We start from the raw sequence: 15729 nt of genomic DNA, 5'->3' as shown, positions 1-15729 counted from the left end.
TTCCCGAAGATGATTTTGCCGCAAAACTGCTCTGATATGCCCATCCCGATGCCTTGGCCGATCTGGGCCGGCGCAAGGGAATCCCACCACGGCGCTAAGGACCGGCCCAGGCCCTGGAATCGCCCGGTCATTTTGTCTACGATCAGGGGAAGCGGCCCGGCCGTGGCGCCCGCTTTCCCATTGCCAGGAGGTGTTAAATGTCCGACGCACAAGCTGCAGATCTCGTTGTCGTCCTCATTACCGGGCCGGAAAACCCTAAGCGTTTACCTTCGGCCTTTTTCCTCGCCGCCACGGCGGCGGCCGCCGAGCAGAGTGTCATCATGTATTTCACCGGTCCTGCTACGGAACTGTTGCGCAAGGGTAAGGCCGAATCCATCTTTCCCATGGCCGGGGGCAAGAGCGTGGCCGACTTCATGAAATTGGCCGAAGATAACGGCGTGCGCTTCATCGGTTGCCTCCAATCCCTGGAACTCAACGGCATGACGGCCGATGATGTGGACAAGCCGATTCCGCTCCTCACTCCCAGCGCGGCGTTGCCCTCCTTGGGCGCTGCCGGGCGTGTCCTGACCTGGTAATCACCCCATCCCGATGAAAAGCCGCAATGCCCGTCCCCCGGCTCTGCCGGGGTGACAACGGTCAAGGTCTTCGATTTGGCGATCGCGCGGAGGGGCTTGCGCGAAGCCGAAGCGCGCGCTGCGGGATTTGATCCCGTCACCGTCGGAACACAAACCTGGGACCACAAGGTCTACTACCGGAACGCACAGAAACTGCACGTCCGGGTGACTGGCGATCGCCGAACCCGCCGACTTCTGGGCGCGCAGATCCTCGGCCACTGGCAGTCGGGGGTGTCGAAATGCATCGATGTCTTCGCAACGGCGCTGTTCCATGGCATGGGCGTCGAAGATCTGAATGATCTCGACCTCAGCTACTCACCGCCGTTCAGCAATCCGTGGGATCCTGTGCAAATGGGAGCACAGGTCTGGGTGGAAACGAAGGAAAGCGGTTCGCGCAACTAATGGTGTAGGAGAGAGATATGCTGACCTTGTATGGCGCGTCGGTCGTGACTTTAATGATGTTATTTTATGCTTTAGAAGCACGATCATACTGGTTTACCATGGCCTTTTCGTTTTCATGCCTGGGTTCAGCGATATACGGGTTCCTTGCAGGCACTTGGCCATTTGGTGTTGTGGAGTCTATTTGGAGTTTGGTGGCATTGCGAAAGTGGTACGTCCTTTATTCACAGATATGATCCCATGTTGACGGTATTGAGTTTTCCGCACGGCAAATTGCGAACGTCGGAAAACACCGCCCAGAGGACGATCTTGCCGCGTGGCTTCGAGCTCTGTCCTCGCCCCTGCCAGAGGAGTATGGGAAGCCTCGGCCACGAAACTGATGGCGGTCAGAAGGCACGCTCCTATGGAGGAAAGGAGGGTTTCAACTGGGTTAAAACCCGCCGTAGGATCGGCCCGCTTGGCACCAAGCTGGATCTCAAAATCCCGCACACTGGCGTTGACATGCAAGGAATCAGTGCGTTCAACGCGGACATTATATTTCATGTAAAAAGCCCACTTGAAGTGGGCTAAAGGAGGAGGAGAGAGTCACGAATGACTCATCCCCAGAATAACAAACGAATGTTACGTTCTCATGAACCTGAGATGACATTTTCATGTCTGACAGCATGTTTTATTTGAAACTATAATGGTGCAACGATAGCACGACATCCTGCGTGGTTTTTGATATGACAATTCTATTGTTTAGAAATAGACATTTTATCACCAAGTCTCTCTTGGTATCAATTGTTTCTTCCTAAACTGCACCGTAAAAAGAGCCCCGCAGGGCAAGGCAGAGGTGGAGCGACGCCATGCCATGCCATGCGTTGCGAGGGTACAGCGTACTTATTACCACAGCTGCCGAAATATTTAGCCGACTGTTTTTTTCACTTGGATGGTGGAGTTGATCTCTACGCGCTGATTCTGGAAACGCCCTTGAGAGGTTGCATTGCTGGCGATAGGGTCCTTGTAGGAGTGGCCCTTGATCACCATGCGGGAATCAGGTACTCCGTGGACCTTCAGATACCGGGCCACGCTTTCCGCGCGCTGTTCCGACAGTTTCTGATTGTAAGCATAGCTGCCCACCTTGCTACAGTAGCCGTTCACATCCAGAACTGCGTTGGGGTGCTTCTGCGCGAAGTTCGCCACCTCATCCAGGACCCGGATATCGTGGCCTAAGAGTTGTGCCGAGTTGAACTTAAAGTTGATCCCGGTAATGGTCACTGGTTTGCTTTGTAGGACCGTCTGCTGCACGGGCGCTATGGGGGCAGGTGTAGGAGCCGGTGCCGCAACGGGTGCGGCACCGGGAGCTGGTGTCTTGGCCGGACAACCCGGCAACGGCACCCCCGCACAACCAGCCGCCGCCAAGACCAATATGGACAATAGCGCCTGTTTCTTTGTAATCATCTGGACTCTCCTTCGGTTGTCTACTTTCAAAAGATATGGGCAGCCTTCATTCCCTGTTTTATGGCCTGAATATGCGCAGAATGGTCGGAGATTTACTGGCGTGAAGTGTGGCCATGCCGATATGGCCCCACCAGTACAACCAGACAAATGAAGAAAGAAAGTCGTGCATCTTCTTGGGAAGCTGGTAGAAGCCTATGGGCGCAGCCACTCCATAATTGGGAATCAGGAAAAACATGATAAATCCCAGGAGGGCCATGCCGGTCACGGCAGCCAAACCAAAACCATGTACCATGCCCGGCACCCCGCCGCGCATCCCGCTTGGCGGCAGCTTTCTGCTTGCCAGTCCCCTGATATCGGTGCAGACGTTGTCCAAGTATGGTCCGCTGTAGGGGAACAGGTGTGAGCGCAGGTTTTTGTTGGAGAAAACCTGCACCCAGAATGCGACAACAATAACTGCTGCAAACATGCCAATCCACATATGCATATGAAACAGTAAATGCCGAAATGGAAGTTCGCCGACTTTTTTCCATATGGCCTTCATGTCAAGTTCGCTGAACAGCAGAAGCGTTACCGCCAACGCAAATCCCGCATGTATCCATCGCGTACTTCTTGGCCACTCTTGAATCTCTTCAGACATGTAAAACTCCGTAGTTGGATGGATGTGAATTAAAAAATGAGAACCTGTTACTCACACTGGGGTGAACAAACGACGCTGCACATTGCGTTGGTCAGAGGTTTTTTAGCATATTTCTTGCGCCTCCTAAACATAATAATTAGCTGTCATGGGCGGAAAGATGCACCGACACATCGAACGTCATGGGATGCTTGGGCATCTTCTTGGTAAAGGGTGGGAAGCGGGTGTCCTCCACGGTCTTCAGGGCGGCGCGGTTGATGGCGCCGATACCGCTGCTCTGGGCAAGCTGCGCAGAAAGCAGACGCCCCGACGGCGTCAGGCGAAAGGAAATCACAGCGGTTCCTCCGACATGCATCATCCGGACGGAATCCGGCACGCGGGCGTTGGCCTGTACCCGCGCCCGCAGCATGGCCGCGTAGGTGTCCATGGCCGACTGGCGCGCTGCCGGACTTGGTGCGGGCGGCGGCGGTGGCGCGGGCGGGGTCACCGGTGGCGTGTATACCGGCGCCTGCGGTGCGGGCGTTTTGGCAAGCGACGGTTTGGGCGGCAGCGGGTGATGTACCACCGGATGCGGAACCGGCCTCGGTATGGGTTTGGGCACTGGTTTCGGAATCGGCTTTGGATGCACCACGGGCTTCGTTGGCGGGGGCACCGGTTTGGGCTTGGGTGGTGCCGGTTTTATCATGTGGATCGCTATAATCTTTGGCTTTGGCTTGATCGTCACCGGCTGCGACAGGTGGGAATAAATCAATCCCCCGATCATCAGTGCCTCGATAACAGCGCCGATCACCAGTGCCCGTCCGAAGTGATCCTTCTTGAACTTCGGGGACTGAACCGGGGAGGAGAGGGTGGATGCATTCATACGTTCTCAATGTCCTTGCATAGGCCGGGCGTGGCACGAAATATCTTGGTGCCTTTCGTTGCTGTACTGTTCAATGGAGTTTCCCCTCATTGGCTTCATAGCTGGCGATGGTCGCCCCATGGACTTGGGCATAGTGATGTAAGTAGGCCATAAAATGGTCGTAGCTTTTGACCCCCTTGCTGGCGATCCACTCCTGCTTCAACTGCTCCGGACCGCTGACCTTGAGCAGGGAAGTGGGGTAAATCGTCAGGTATTGGATAGCATTCCACAAATATCAGCAGAAGCACGGCCAGGCATGAAAATCATGCCTAGCCATAATAGAGCAACATCTACGCAAAATGTCCTTCAAGACTGACATAAACCGCTCGGGGCATGCCCGGATCCGCCAACATCTGGCCAGCCACGCCATAATAACCACCGCTGGAGATGTATTGATAGCTGTTATATTGCTTGTTGAGCAAGTTCAACACATCCACGTTCACCGACAGCTTGTGCAGGCCAGCAAACAGGTACTGGTGGCCAATATGAACTCTCAGGGCCGCGTTCCAGATGCCAAAAGCGGGCAGCTTCTGGTTGGTTGGTGCCCCGGTATTGTTGTTGTAGATATTCTGGGCGCCAGTATACTGCCACCAGATTCTTGGTTCATAAACCACTCCGGCATGATACCACTGGTAATAAGCACCGATGTTCGCCGTCTGGGCAGGGACATCGGATACTGGCAGCCCATCATAGGAAACCCCATGCGGATTCACATAATTCGAATACACGGCCTTTTCAAAGCTGAGATTCGAGAAAATATGTATATTATACAGTGGGTCATCTTCGAAATACAGGTTCACCCCGCTAAATGTCGATGATCCTGAGGCAAACAAACTATACAGATGGCTGACCACGGGAATGGGGATAATCTCGTTGGTGTCATTCAAATGGTAATAATTGGCGCCGAACGAAGCCCGGTTGAGGAGGCCATCGTGGGGTACATAGGCCTTGACGCCGAACTGATACTGCGACGAGGATTGCGGTTTTAATGAGGACGCCAGATCGTGTGCATAGGTCCCTGTCGCCCCTGCCGGCGCCTTGTATGCGGTGGAATAGTTGGCATAAACCGCGACGTTCGGGGTGATTTGCCAATTGGCGCCGATCGATGGTTCCACGTCCGTGAAGCTGGTGGAGGAATTAGGCTGACGATCTCCGCTGGTACCATATGCATTAACCCCATTATTATACCCATTGAGGGGGAACTGGGCAGCTTCATTGTTGACAAAGTTGGTGTTGAACGTCACCACCCGCAACCCTGGGGTGATGCGCAGATTCCTGACGGGTTGTATATCATCCTGAATAAAAGCCGCCAGGTCGGTCATATACAGATAGGAGCTATGAGAGTCCCCATTGGGTACCGAAAGGCTGCCATTTACCGGCGCACCAACTATAGGGTTGTACTGTGCCTGTGCAGGACTAGGATTGTAAAACTCTAGAAGCGAGTTGTATTTGTTATTGAGGAAATAGCCACCAAAAGAAACCGTGTTCCATGGCAAGCGGTCGGTAAAGTACAGCTTGTCGCCATAGGTGTCCGACTTTGCCAGATAATATTGGTTCAAGGCACCAGGACTATAGGTATTATAGTGCAAGTGCTCTCGTGACCCGTGACGGTACCATAACAGATTGTGCAGCGTTAGGTTGCACGACAAGTGGTCATAAAATTTCGAATACAGAATATAGCTGGTATTGAACGCCTCCTTCCAGTATACGGAATAGGGTACCGTAGTATAAAATCCGGTCGTCTGCTGACTGTAAATGGGACCGGGGATTGAGTTTCCGTTGGCGTCCAACCCATTAACCGTGACATTGGAATTGGGAGAAACAGGAATAGCCAATGGTCGATACGCGACCCCTCTGGCGGCGTACGCGCCAAAGCTGAAATGACCGCCCTGGAATCTTTTAATGACTTTCGCATAATAGGCGTAATTATTGCTGGGATTATTGAAACCATACCCGGTCAGGTAGTTGCCGGCGCTCGTCAACCCTCCCGCGAGAATAGCCGACCAGCCATCTATGTTGCCGGTACGCACATTAAAGTGAATGCCACGGGTATTAAAGCTGCCGTAGAACCCTCCGATGCTGGCGCCCGCTTTGGCGGTAGGTTGCAAAGGAATAAAGTTGATGGATCCCCCGATATTGTTGAACCAGCGGTTTATCGGATACCCCGGGCCATAAGTGACGGCAATACCCTTGATCATGGACATCTGTGGCACTTCTGGAGAACCCCATACCCCATAGGCGGGATCGACCATGGGAACACCATCAAAAGTGACCATGACCGTGCCGTCGTTGGCATTGCCGGCGATATTGCTCCACCCCGTCTTCATGCCGTTAATACTGATCGTCGTTCTGGAGCCTCCGGCCGGCGAGTCGGTTTGCGTGTTCACACCGGGAGCGACCGCCAGTGCCTGACCAGCACCGCCTGCCGGTCCGGCGGTCTCCATTTGTTTCTTACCGATCACCTTGACGGATTGGGTGGACTCGAAGACTTCCTTTTTGGTGGGCACTTTATCCAGGGTATTCAATGCCAGTGCGGCAGACACTCGCCCCACATCGATGGTGCGATGACTAGGAGCAGAGGTGGTTGGCGCGGTGACCCCGGCTTGAGCCGCGGCCATGGCGGTTATGTTCAGTGCGCCTGTGGCAGCAATAGCCACCAGCAGAGGTTTTAACGGCAGTTTCTTGTACATCTCGTACTCTCCTTTATTTCAACGGGGTTTTGCGGCAATACCGATATCACTGACCCCTGCCTTCTGGCAGGCATCCATGACGTGAACGAAGTCTTGAAACGGTACGGCCTTATCGGCCGCTATGGTGATCTGGGTCTTGCCGGGGTTGCCGTCACGGGTGAGCAGTTGCCTGAGACCAGCAAGATCATAGTGGTGCCCCTTGACCGTCACCGTGCCATCTTTCTCGATGTTGATGGTGTAATGCGGGTGCGGCAGCAGTTTCGCCTGACTGGATGCCGGGAGTTGGAGGTTCAGCCCCTTGTCCGGGATCATCTGCAGCGTGATCATGATGAAAAACACCAGCAGGAAGAGCATGATGTCGATCATCGGGATGATCTCGACCCGGCCTTTCCTCGGCTCGAAATAGCGCCGTTCCATCAGCCCGCCCTCGTCACGGCGGCCGCCATCTTCGGTATCGCGGTCTGGATATTCCCCTCACCGTTGGTGATCGGGTGTCCGTCCATGCGGTTGAGCAGCATGGTTTTCACCGAATCCAGTTGCAGCAGGATCTGCCGCACCTGATTATTGAAGGCATTGAAAGCCACCAGGCCGGTCATGGCGATGAACAGACCGGTGGCGGTGGCGACCAGGGCATCCGCCACCCCGCCCGTCACCGCGGTAGGTGCGTGGCCCGGTGCGGCCAATACGGAGAAAGCGTGAAACATACCGATGATAGTGCCGAAGAGGCCCAGCAGCGGCGCCAGGGTGATGATGGTGTCCAATACCCACAGGCGACGATCCAGTTGTGGCGCCATGACCAGAATGCTCTCCTCCAAGCGGCTGGCGAGGGGATCGCCCTGCACAAACCCCGAATGGCTCGCTGCCGTTTGCAACAGCGCCGCCTCCGGCAAGTCGCCTGCGGCATCCGCGAGGGTTTGCAGGGCGTCTCGATCCAATCGCCCGTGCTGGGCGAGTTCCTGCACAAAAAAAGTGCCACGCAGGATGGTGCGGCGTAGATACCAGAAGCGGTCGACAATGACCCCAAGTGCCACCACAAAGAGTGCGGCAAGCACATAGAGCACGCCGTCCGAGTAATTGGCGAGGTGGATGAGGTAAGCGGTATTCATCAATTAAGACTCCTGAAATATCAGAAAGAGGCGGCGCCGAAACGGCGCGCGGAGAATGGATGGTGGGTGAACAGGGGATTCCTTCCCGTAGAACGGGCAGCCATCCTGCGGTCTGCCAGCGAAACATTGGGGGGAATGAACTGATAGCCGCGTCCACGGAGGGTGACGATGCAGTCATCGAAGCCCAGATAATGCAGGTAACTGCGTAACTTGTGGACCGCGCTGCACGCTTCCATGGCGAGCGTCGTTCCCGCTGACGCCAGGACCTTCTGCAGTTCCATCGGCAAGATCCGCTGCGGGTGGCTCCAAAACAGCAGCAACAGATTAAATAGCGCGTCTTTCAGTGCTACGGAGCGTTCTGCCGCACTCAGTATTTTTTGGGTTCGATCCAGATGCAGCGGGCCATAAGCGAGGGTGGTCACCGCGTCCTGCTCGATCAACGCCTGGATATGACGGAGGACATCCACGGAGGCATCGCCGAGATCCACGGTGCCCTGAATGCCCTGGAATGTTAAAAAAGAAGGCGCAGCAGATGCTTTCGGCAAGTCTACGGCCATCCTGGGACAGGAGGCATGGGTAGCCAACTGGACCTGCCCGCGCCAGTCGGTCCAGCAGCTTTCCGGTGGTTTGCCCGCAAGGACCAGAACCGGGGTGGGCCGTTGTGCGCCCAGGGCGACGGCGTAGCGATGCAGATCAGTGACCCGAAAGATCGATCCGCTATAGGCAGACAATCGCTCCAGCAAGGCTTGGGTAATCAGTTTGTTCCGCTCGAGCACCACCAGCGGGTGCGCTGAGTTTTGGTTTACGGCGTTCATGCGGCTACCTCATCTGTGCGCCGAAATATGCCCGGCGACATCCAAAGTGGAGGTCTTTTGCCTCCTGGAATGGCGCCCATGTTAGCAGCCCAATGTGACAGCAATGCGTCACTGAGGTGACTTTTTTGTGACATTCTGCCTATGCGTAGGTGGTGAAAAGCGATACCCAAAGCTGGGCACGGTCTCCAGCCAGCCCTTGGCCCCGGCACTTTCCAGAATCTTGCGCAAACGATGAATCTTGACGACCTGGGTATTGGGGACGAGGTGCGCGCCCTTACCCTCCGAGAGGAGGTCGGCGATCTGATCGTTGGAAACCACTTCGTCTGGGTGTAGGGCGAAATAGTGGAGCAAATAAAAGAGCAGTCGCGGCAAATGGATTTCCTGCCCCAGTATCCAGACCCGCAGTGACACGAGATCGATGCAGAGGGTTTCCATTTCACCCACCCGGGTAGGGCGCGTGCGCTCGCAATTTTTGAGCACGTTGCGCATCTGAGCGGTCAAGATTTCCAATCCCAGACTGGCAGGGATATACGCCTGCGCACCTACTTCCAGCGCTGCTACGGCGTTTGGTTCCTGGTGGTCTTCTTCTGCACTGCTGCCGACGACCAGAAAGGGTAAATCGTCCTGATGCGGTACGAGTTGCAGTCGCTGTAACCAGTCGCCCGTCGCGGCGGACCATCCGAGCAGGACCAACACCTCTGGATCCCAGTGTCGCATCCACTGTTCGGCTTCGGTTCGTTCCGTGACCGTATGCACCTGGGCACCAGCGCGCTCCAGAGCGACTTTGACGGCAATGGTTGGTCTATCGCCGTCAGTCTGCGCACTCACCAGCAGAAGAACTCGTGGGTAATGCGGCGAGGGAGCGTGGTTTGGCAACTTTGCCCGCATCTGAGCGCACATCGCCGCCCGCAGCACATGCACGTGCACACCAATACTATCCAGTAATATCCAGAACATATCGTCAGATGCTTCATATCGCCTGATCAGGACTGCGGGCTGCTCTCCACCAGATGCCGGGAGTGGCTGGCGGATCCTGCGACAGCGTGGGGGGAGGCACCGTCCTCTCCGCCCAGCGCCTCCAGTGTTTTACCGCTCGGTTCCGGGAGGGTGAGCTTGGTGAGGATGACACCGAGAACGGCAACACCCGCCGAGAAGAGCATCGCGCCTTTGATGCCGCCCTCGGCACTGATGAACGGAAAGACGAAAGTCCCTACAAAGGCGCCAAACTTGCCGATTCCCGCCGCCATGCCATGACCGGTGGTGCGGATACTGGTGGGGAACACTTCGGAGGGAATCACGAAGGTGGTGCAGTTGGGACCAAATTCGATGAAGAAGAAACTGATCCCATAGACGACAAGGAAAGGCGCCACTTCATGGGTAATCCCAGGCACCAGCGCCATGATCGCGAAAGCCACAGCCATCACGGCAAAGCCGATCCACTGCAACCGTCGGTGTCCGATGGCGTCCATGAAGAAAATGGAGGCTAGATATCCGGGGATGGCAAATATGGAAAAAATGATCAGCGCCCAGGCACTCCCGGTCATGACCGAGGAGGACGGCGCTAGCATTCTGATGATTTCGGGAGTGGAAATGGCATTTCCATAGAACGCATAGTCGTTCAGAAACCAAGCGCCGCCGGTGCCGAGAATGAGCAACAAATACTTTGGGTTGGACAGCATCTGACCGAGGCTGATGCGACTGGGCTTGGTTTTTCGCTCCACCTCGGCCTGTAGTTGGCCGGTGGAATAGATCGCCATGTCCCTGGCGGCATCGTCCACGTCGCCACGCACCAACGCCTTATAGCGGGGGGACTCCGGCATGGTCCGGCGTAAGTACAGTACGGCTATAGGCGGCAAGGCGCCCACCGCGAACATGATCCGCCAGAGGGAATCCGGCGGCAGACCCGATGCTTCGAGCGTCAGGGCGACCACCGGACCGAAGGCAAGTCCGAGCCCCTGCATGCCGAAGACCAGCGAGGTCAGAGCACCGCGTTTTTTGGCATTGGCATACTCGGACATGAGGACGGCACTCATGGGGTAATCTCCGCCGATGCCGATGCCGAGAATGACGCGGAACACCAAGAGCCAGGCGAATGACGGCGCAAAGGCACAAGCCAAGGCACCGATAGCCATCAACAGCGCTTCCAATCCATAAATCCGTTTGCGGCCCACCACGTCGGCCAGGCGTCCAAAGATAAATGCGCCGAGGAAAGCGGCGACCAGTGAAATGCTGCCGAGGAAGGCAATCTGCGTATCACTTAAGTGCCACTCAGGTTTAATAAAAACGAGTGCGGACCCGATAATGAACAGATCATAGGCGTCCGTGAAGAATCCCATCCCTGCGGTGAATGCGGCGCGCAGGTGAAAAAAACTGATAGGGGCATTGTTGAGGGAATCGATGACACTGAGTTGGGGTACATGCGTGCCCGTGGACTGACTCATGCAGATCTCCTTATGGGGCTGATATTGCGGCTCCGCTAAGGATAACTTGCTTATGTGACACTAGTGCGAAGATTTTATGACGTTTTCATGACAATTTGAAGATTAGGCCATGCTTATCGGGTTGTCACACACACCGACTAGATGTGGGGATTCGTGATTTGGCGGAGTAGAGATCGGCGTATGTGGGCGCAGTGAGTCGCCAGCGATCCAGCGCGGGCGATACTACGGTCGGTGTCGCCTTGGCGCATCCGTACCAAAATCTGACGAATCGTAAAAATCTCGAATCTCCTGTTGCTCATGGTTCCCTCCAAAAGCGAGGAAGGTAACCGATCCAATAGAAGTTCGAGATCCTGAGGGCTACTCGGCAGGTGGCGCCATTATGGTGACTCTGGAATGGCGCCATATTGCCGACCCGTGACATGAGTTACTTACTGCTTGCCGCCAAAGATGGCGCGGACGCCGCCAAGGAAATTGCCGACGATGTTGCGGGATCGGACACCCGAGCCATACACGGGGCCAATCACACGAACGATCTATCTGCTGGGACAGTCGTTGATGGCCGGTATGATGACTTTTGACCCATGGTCCATGCCATACCCCTATACTTCCGCATCCTGAACGTGTGGGCTACATCGTTGCCGCAATTTGGGGCTGGCCTTGAAAGTGACCACGCGACGCGCAGTAATTTCACATGGCTCGCCAGTTCTGGGGTTGCGCCCAAGTCTGGGGTTTTTGTCGCGCAGCGTGAAATTCCCAAAGCCAGACAGTTTTACCGGTTCACCCGCAGCCAGCGTTTCACTAAGCATTGAGAAAAAACTGGCGACCAATTCCGCGCATCCCTTATGGCTGAAACCGAAGGTATCCACCAAGTAATCCATCAATTCCTGTCTGGTAACCGTCATAGTCGGACCTATCCGTTCTTGGGCCGCCGTCCACGCTTACCCTTGCCGTGCTCTGCCAGCAAAGCTTCACCACGCACCGAGAGGTCGGCTGCATCAGCGGAATCTGCCAGCACCTTCTCAATAGCCGCTATGTAATGCCGGAAATCCCAATCTGGTGCGAGAGTCGATGCAGCGCGCGCAAAGCGTTTTTCTTGTTCCAGATTTTTCTTGCGGCTGGATGGGGATTGCATCAGTCTTTTCTTTTCTTCCTCAATCTTGGCGAGCGCGGCACGTTGGCGTTCCATAATTTCGGCTTGCTGCTTTTCCAAATCCGCCAGACGCTGCTCGGCGGTACGACGAATACGCTTTTTCGTTGCTTCCATGATGAGATCCTTTAGCTATTCACTTTATCCGCAAATTCTTTCCCCGCCTTGAACTTGATGCTCTTCTTCGCGGGAATGTCGATTTCCTGGCCCGTCGCCGGATTACGACCCTTACGGGCTGGCTTTTCTGCAACCTCAAAAGTGCAGAAACCCGGAAAGACGATCTTCCCGGCTGTCGGCAACTCTGTTTCCAGCGTATGCCGGAAGACCTGAAACATTTTTTCGGCGTCGACCTTGGACATTGCCCCATGTTGCGCCAGGGCAGCGACGAATTCTAATTTGTTCATGATCGACCTCAACAAAAGGAAAGGGTGCGCCCTACTTTAAGGAATGCCATTCCAATCCGCAAGCGGCTACTGAGGGGTTTTATGGCGTAGACGCCGAGAATGCGGCACATTCGGATTAGTTTTCGCACGCAACAGGGCACTTGCGCTGAATGTCACCACTCGACGGGCTTTGATTTCGCATGGTTGTCCGGTTTTGGGATTGCGGCCAGGGCGCGGCGATTTAGCCCGCACGGTAAATCTACCGAATCCCGATAACTTGAGTTCCGAATCTGTGATGATAGCGGCACGCATGTGTTCAAAGAAGGCATCCACCAATTGCTCGGCTTGCGGGCGGGTCCAACCGCCCACTTTCCACAAATGATCTTCCAGATCTTTCCTGGTAATAGTCATGGTTCCTTCAGTACCTTTTTTAGGGCGCGTTGCGCCGATGTCAATTCTTTGATCAGAAATTCATGCCCTTCTGAACGGGACAAACATTCATCCTGGGCTTCCTGATAGGCCCCCTGAAAATCTCTGAACATGGCTTTGCGCTTGTCCTTGCCGGTCTTGATGAACGATTCGTCGTAGTGCGCCATGATATCCAGGGCAAAGGCACTGACAACAATGATGGCCGCGTTGGTGGCGTACTCCGCCATCAGGTCAGGACCGTAGCTGTCTATGGTCATGATAAAATCGTCCGACGGCAGCATCTCATCGAGCTTGTGCATCACTTTGTGGGCCTGTTCGCCTCGCCGGGCCAGACTGTCCGCATCTTCCTGGGGAAATTCCGCTGGATGATGCATGGCGTGATAAATGAGCACATTGGCCGCGTCCGTCAGCGCATTGAGGCCGTCGATAGTGCGCAGCAGGTGGGTCGTTGGCAGGTCATCGTCAGGGCGTTCCGCCGTGGGGGTAAGATACAGGCCACCAGCCTGAATAACCGCCATGAGTACATCCACAGGCTCGTTATTTATATCCGGCAGATGAAATGCGGGGAAGCCGCCTGCAAGGCCGCGTTCCTTGCGATTGGCTTTTGCAGATTTGCCGCTGCGGTCTTTGGGAAATGGGTGAACATTAGTCATGGCTGCAATTTAGCATGTTGGCGGGGACTGGCAAATCTTACAGACAGCCCCTTGGCGGGGTGTACGGCCTTTCACCGGGGCAGACGGAAATACGCAGCAGAGAGAAATGCATAGCTTCCCGCAGGGTTCATCTGGGAACTGCGTGTCCCAGACGCTTTCCACCTGTATCTATCAGAATGGCTTCGTCATCCTAAGCTGATCCAGTTCGGATTTCTGCCCGATCCTGCATAGCTGCTTCCAGATCCCGTAAAATGGTCAACACAGGCCAGGGTCTTCTGTGCCCTTAACGCCATCTCTTTCACATGAACCGTTAGCGGCGATCATTTGGAAATCAAGAAGTTCATCCGGTTCTCCGCTATAGACCTGAAACACGGTGGTCTCGATGGCGACAAAAGCGCCATGAGCCAATCCTTTGGGATGCAGGAGGTAATCCCCCGGGAAGAGACGTTGCCGGCCCGACTTGTCACAGTGGCCACCAGCGAGAATGTAGATGTGTTCGTCGGAACGGGCGTTCGCCACGATCTTGATGAGCATTCCTGGCGGTGGGGAGAAGCGGACGATCTGCGCCATGCCGCCGCCTTCGGACCGGCGGTCGCTCAAGACCTTGAAATGAACCGTTTCCTTGCCTTGGAAGAGGGACAGTTCCCCCAGCGCCTGGCTGCCGGGGATCCATGGCATCCGCTCTGGCGTGGCGGTGATGGGGTGCAGGGACATGGCATTCTCCTTTTTTGCGGCTTCACGAAAGAGCAGCCACTATACTCCCAGGAATGAACCGCTGGTTTCGATGACGATCGAAATATGGAATAGGGAGGAAGTGCGCACATGGAACTGCCCAAAGTGGTCGCGTTGCTAGGGGTTCCGGCCCGTGCCTCCATGGCCTGGGCCCTGGTCGGAGGCGACGCGTTACCCGCCAGTGAACTGGCCTACCGAGCAGGGGTGACCCCCCAGACCGCCAGCCATCATTTGGCCCGGATGGTGGATGGTGGACTGCTTGCGGTGGAACGCTGTCTACGCTACCGCTACTATCGTTTGGCCAGTCCGGCGGTAGCCGAAATCCTGGAGAGTCTGATGGCGTTGTCCGGCCCGCCGATCCTCAAGAATCGCCCAGACCGCGCCGCGGTGGATCCCTTGCGCCAAGCACGGAGTTGTTACGATCATCTGGCGGGGAATCTCGCGGTTGCCTTGGCGGATACCCTACAGCGCAACGGGTGGATCAACCTACAGGAACGCGATTATCAGGTTACAGAGGTTGGCGAACACGGATTCGCGGCCTTCGGGTTGGATCTGCCCGCCCTACGTCATCAGCAGCGGCTTTTCGCGCGGCGCTGTATCGATTGGAGCGAGCGTCGCCCCCATATCGGCGGAGCGCTGGGAGCCGCGTTGATGACGCGGCTCCAGGAGTCGGGATGGATACGGAGAAACCCCGGAGATCGAAAAATCTGGGTTTCGAGCGCCGGCCAGCAAGGGCTTTGGAAGACCTTTGGTATTGATGCGACACCATAAGTGGTCGCGATATGGCGACGCACCGCCAAGAAGGCGCGGTCATGTCCTGCCTCCTGCGCGTGGTGGTTGTTTGACCCCAGTCATTTTGGCCCGCGGGCAGGCTCGAACAGTCCACCCCCATTCGCGAGCGACAGTATCCCTGGATAGGCTACGTCACGTCCAAAGGGATTCGGCCATGGTCCCCACTCGGATTGGGGGACATCCACCCCCAGTTCCACAATATGGTCATCCGGATCGACAAGGTAAAAAGCCCGCATGATTGTATGGTCCACGGGCTCTAATATCCGCGCCCCGGCGGCCCTGCAGCAGGCATAAATCGCGGCCAGACTTTGTTCGTCCTCCACGTCGAGGCAAAAATGCGCGAAACCGGAGACCGGGAAGATCTCTCCGGTTTCTATCAAAGCCAAATCGTGGTGGTGCAAGCCTGCGGTGTAGAATTTCATGCCGGGCCGCGCGCCGACGGCGCGTAGCCCCAGGATTCCCCGATAAAAGCGGTCAGAGACCTCCAGATTGCGGACCGGCAAAGCTATATGGTTGATGCCATGTAACATTACTTCACCTCGTTTCCTGA

General features: G+C 55.7%; 23 protein-coding genes. 4 read left to right on the top strand and 19 right to left on the bottom strand.

Annotated features, from left to right (window positions below; all coding sequences use genetic code 11):
* Positions 1 to 197: 197 nt before the first annotated feature.
* Complete coding sequence (locus tag F6A13_RS10615) at positions 198 to 575, top strand: DsrE family protein (protein WP_151528228.1); 378 nt, start codon at positions 198 to 200, stop codon at positions 573 to 575.
* Positions 576 to 626: 51 nt separating this feature from the next.
* Positions 627 to 1016 carry a hypothetical protein gene (locus tag F6A13_RS10610; protein ID WP_225487185.1) on the top strand — a complete coding sequence of 130 codons (390 nt, stop codon included), beginning with the start codon at positions 627 to 629 and terminating at the stop codon, positions 1014 to 1016.
* Between the two features lie 177 nt (positions 1017 to 1193).
* Here the strand turns inward: F6A13_RS10610 and F6A13_RS16020 are convergent, their stop codons facing one another.
* The gene (locus F6A13_RS16020) at positions 1194 to 1394 is read right to left on the bottom strand and encodes a hypothetical protein (RefSeq protein ID WP_413227729.1); all 201 of its coding nucleotides are present in this window, start codon (positions 1392 to 1394) and stop codon (positions 1194 to 1196) included.
* On the opposite strand from F6A13_RS16020, the gene F6A13_RS15660 reads away from it, so the two are divergent.
* Positions 1368 to 1583, top strand: coding sequence for a hypothetical protein (locus tag F6A13_RS15660; RefSeq protein WP_225487688.1), 216 nt, complete (start codon positions 1368 to 1370; stop codon positions 1581 to 1583). The two genes, F6A13_RS16020 and F6A13_RS15660, sit on opposite strands and share 27 nt — an antisense overlap.
* Positions 1584 to 1919: 336 nt before the next feature.
* Here the strand turns inward: F6A13_RS15660 and F6A13_RS10595 are convergent, their stop codons facing one another.
* From F6A13_RS10595 to F6A13_RS10515, 17 genes are all read right to left on the bottom strand, one after another.
* Positions 1920 to 2456: an OmpA family protein gene (locus F6A13_RS10595; RefSeq protein ID WP_151528225.1), complete on the bottom strand. Its 537-nt coding sequence runs from the start codon at positions 2454 to 2456 to the stop codon at positions 1920 to 1922.
* Between the two features lie 58 nt (positions 2457 to 2514).
* Positions 2515 to 3093 (bottom strand): cytochrome b/b6 domain-containing protein, encoded by a 579-nt coding sequence (locus F6A13_RS10590; protein WP_151528224.1) that lies wholly within the window; start codon positions 3091 to 3093, stop codon positions 2515 to 2517.
* Between the two features lie 136 nt (positions 3094 to 3229).
* Positions 3230 to 3952 carry an energy transducer TonB gene (locus F6A13_RS10585; protein WP_151528223.1) on the bottom strand — a complete coding sequence of 241 codons (723 nt, stop codon included), beginning with the start codon at positions 3950 to 3952 and terminating at the stop codon, positions 3230 to 3232.
* A 70-nt stretch (positions 3953 to 4022) separates the two neighbouring features.
* Positions 4023 to 4223, bottom strand: coding sequence for a hypothetical protein (locus F6A13_RS10580; protein ID WP_151528222.1), 201 nt, complete (start codon positions 4221 to 4223; stop codon positions 4023 to 4025).
* 58 nt (positions 4224 to 4281) lie between these two features.
* A complete protein-coding gene (locus F6A13_RS10575; RefSeq protein ID WP_151528221.1) occupies positions 4282 to 6681 on the bottom strand; it encodes a TonB-dependent receptor in 2400 nt (799 codons plus the stop codon).
* 18 nt (positions 6682 to 6699) lie between these two features.
* On the bottom strand, positions 6700 to 7098 hold the full coding sequence (locus F6A13_RS10570; RefSeq protein ID WP_151528220.1) for an ExbD/TolR family protein: 399 nt from the start codon (positions 7096 to 7098) through the stop codon (positions 6700 to 6702).
* Positions 7098 to 7787 (bottom strand): MotA/TolQ/ExbB proton channel family protein, encoded by a 690-nt coding sequence (locus F6A13_RS10565; RefSeq protein WP_151528219.1) that lies wholly within the window; start codon positions 7785 to 7787, stop codon positions 7098 to 7100. The genes F6A13_RS10570 and F6A13_RS10565 overlap by 1 nt, the downstream gene beginning before the upstream one ends.
* A gap of 20 nt (positions 7788 to 7807) precedes the next feature.
* Entirely contained in the window at positions 7808 to 8602 is a 795-nt protein-coding gene (locus F6A13_RS10560) for a response regulator transcription factor (RefSeq protein ID WP_151528218.1), read from the bottom strand.
* Positions 8603 to 8710: 108 nt separating this feature from the next.
* A complete protein-coding gene (locus F6A13_RS10555; RefSeq protein ID WP_151528217.1) occupies positions 8711 to 9559 on the bottom strand; it encodes a response regulator transcription factor in 849 nt (282 codons plus the stop codon).
* 26 nt (positions 9560 to 9585) lie between these two features.
* A complete protein-coding gene (locus F6A13_RS10550; RefSeq protein ID WP_151528216.1) occupies positions 9586 to 11043 on the bottom strand; it encodes an MFS transporter in 1458 nt (485 codons plus the stop codon).
* A 428-nt stretch (positions 11044 to 11471) separates the two neighbouring features.
* A complete protein-coding gene (locus F6A13_RS10545; RefSeq protein WP_257245769.1) occupies positions 11472 to 11567 on the bottom strand; it encodes a YbjQ family protein in 96 nt (31 codons plus the stop codon).
* A 75-nt stretch (positions 11568 to 11642) separates the two neighbouring features.
* Positions 11643 to 11945 (bottom strand): integration host factor subunit alpha, encoded by a 303-nt coding sequence (locus tag F6A13_RS10540; protein WP_151528215.1) that lies wholly within the window; start codon positions 11943 to 11945, stop codon positions 11643 to 11645.
* An 8-nt stretch (positions 11946 to 11953) separates the two neighbouring features.
* Positions 11954 to 12307: a hypothetical protein gene (locus tag F6A13_RS10535; RefSeq protein WP_151528214.1), complete on the bottom strand. Its 354-nt coding sequence runs from the start codon at positions 12305 to 12307 to the stop codon at positions 11954 to 11956.
* Positions 12308 to 12318: 11 nt separating this feature from the next.
* Positions 12319 to 12594: an HU family DNA-binding protein gene (locus F6A13_RS10530; RefSeq protein WP_012536624.1), complete on the bottom strand. Its 276-nt coding sequence runs from the start codon at positions 12592 to 12594 to the stop codon at positions 12319 to 12321.
* Between the two features lie 66 nt (positions 12595 to 12660).
* Positions 12661 to 12984: an integration host factor subunit alpha gene (locus F6A13_RS10525; protein WP_151528213.1), complete on the bottom strand. Its 324-nt coding sequence runs from the start codon at positions 12982 to 12984 to the stop codon at positions 12661 to 12663.
* Entirely contained in the window at positions 12981 to 13655 is a 675-nt protein-coding gene (locus tag F6A13_RS10520) for a hypothetical protein (RefSeq protein ID WP_151528212.1), read from the bottom strand. The genes F6A13_RS10525 and F6A13_RS10520 overlap by 4 nt, the downstream gene beginning before the upstream one ends.
* A 255-nt stretch (positions 13656 to 13910) precedes the next feature.
* Entirely contained in the window at positions 13911 to 14369 is a 459-nt protein-coding gene (locus tag F6A13_RS10515; RefSeq protein ID WP_151528211.1) for a cupin domain-containing protein, read from the bottom strand.
* A 108-nt stretch (positions 14370 to 14477) separates the two neighbouring features.
* On the opposite strand from F6A13_RS10515, the gene F6A13_RS10510 reads away from it, so the two are divergent.
* Entirely contained in the window at positions 14478 to 15158 is a 681-nt protein-coding gene (locus F6A13_RS10510) for an ArsR/SmtB family transcription factor (RefSeq protein WP_151528210.1), read from the top strand.
* An 80-nt stretch (positions 15159 to 15238) separates the two neighbouring features.
* On the opposite strand, the gene F6A13_RS10505 is transcribed toward F6A13_RS10510, so the two are convergent.
* Positions 15239 to 15709, bottom strand: coding sequence for a VOC family protein (locus F6A13_RS10505; RefSeq protein ID WP_151528209.1), 471 nt, complete (start codon positions 15707 to 15709; stop codon positions 15239 to 15241).
* Positions 15710 to 15729: the final 20 nt, after the last annotated feature.

It is taken from the genome of Acidithiobacillus sp. 'AMD consortium', from assembly GCF_008926505.1.
Classification (GTDB): domain Bacteria; phylum Pseudomonadota; class Gammaproteobacteria; order Acidithiobacillales; family Acidithiobacillaceae; genus Acidithiobacillus; species Acidithiobacillus ferridurans.
The sequence above is the reverse complement of the archived record's forward strand: the minus strand, read 5'-3'. Positions and strand labels throughout refer to the sequence as shown.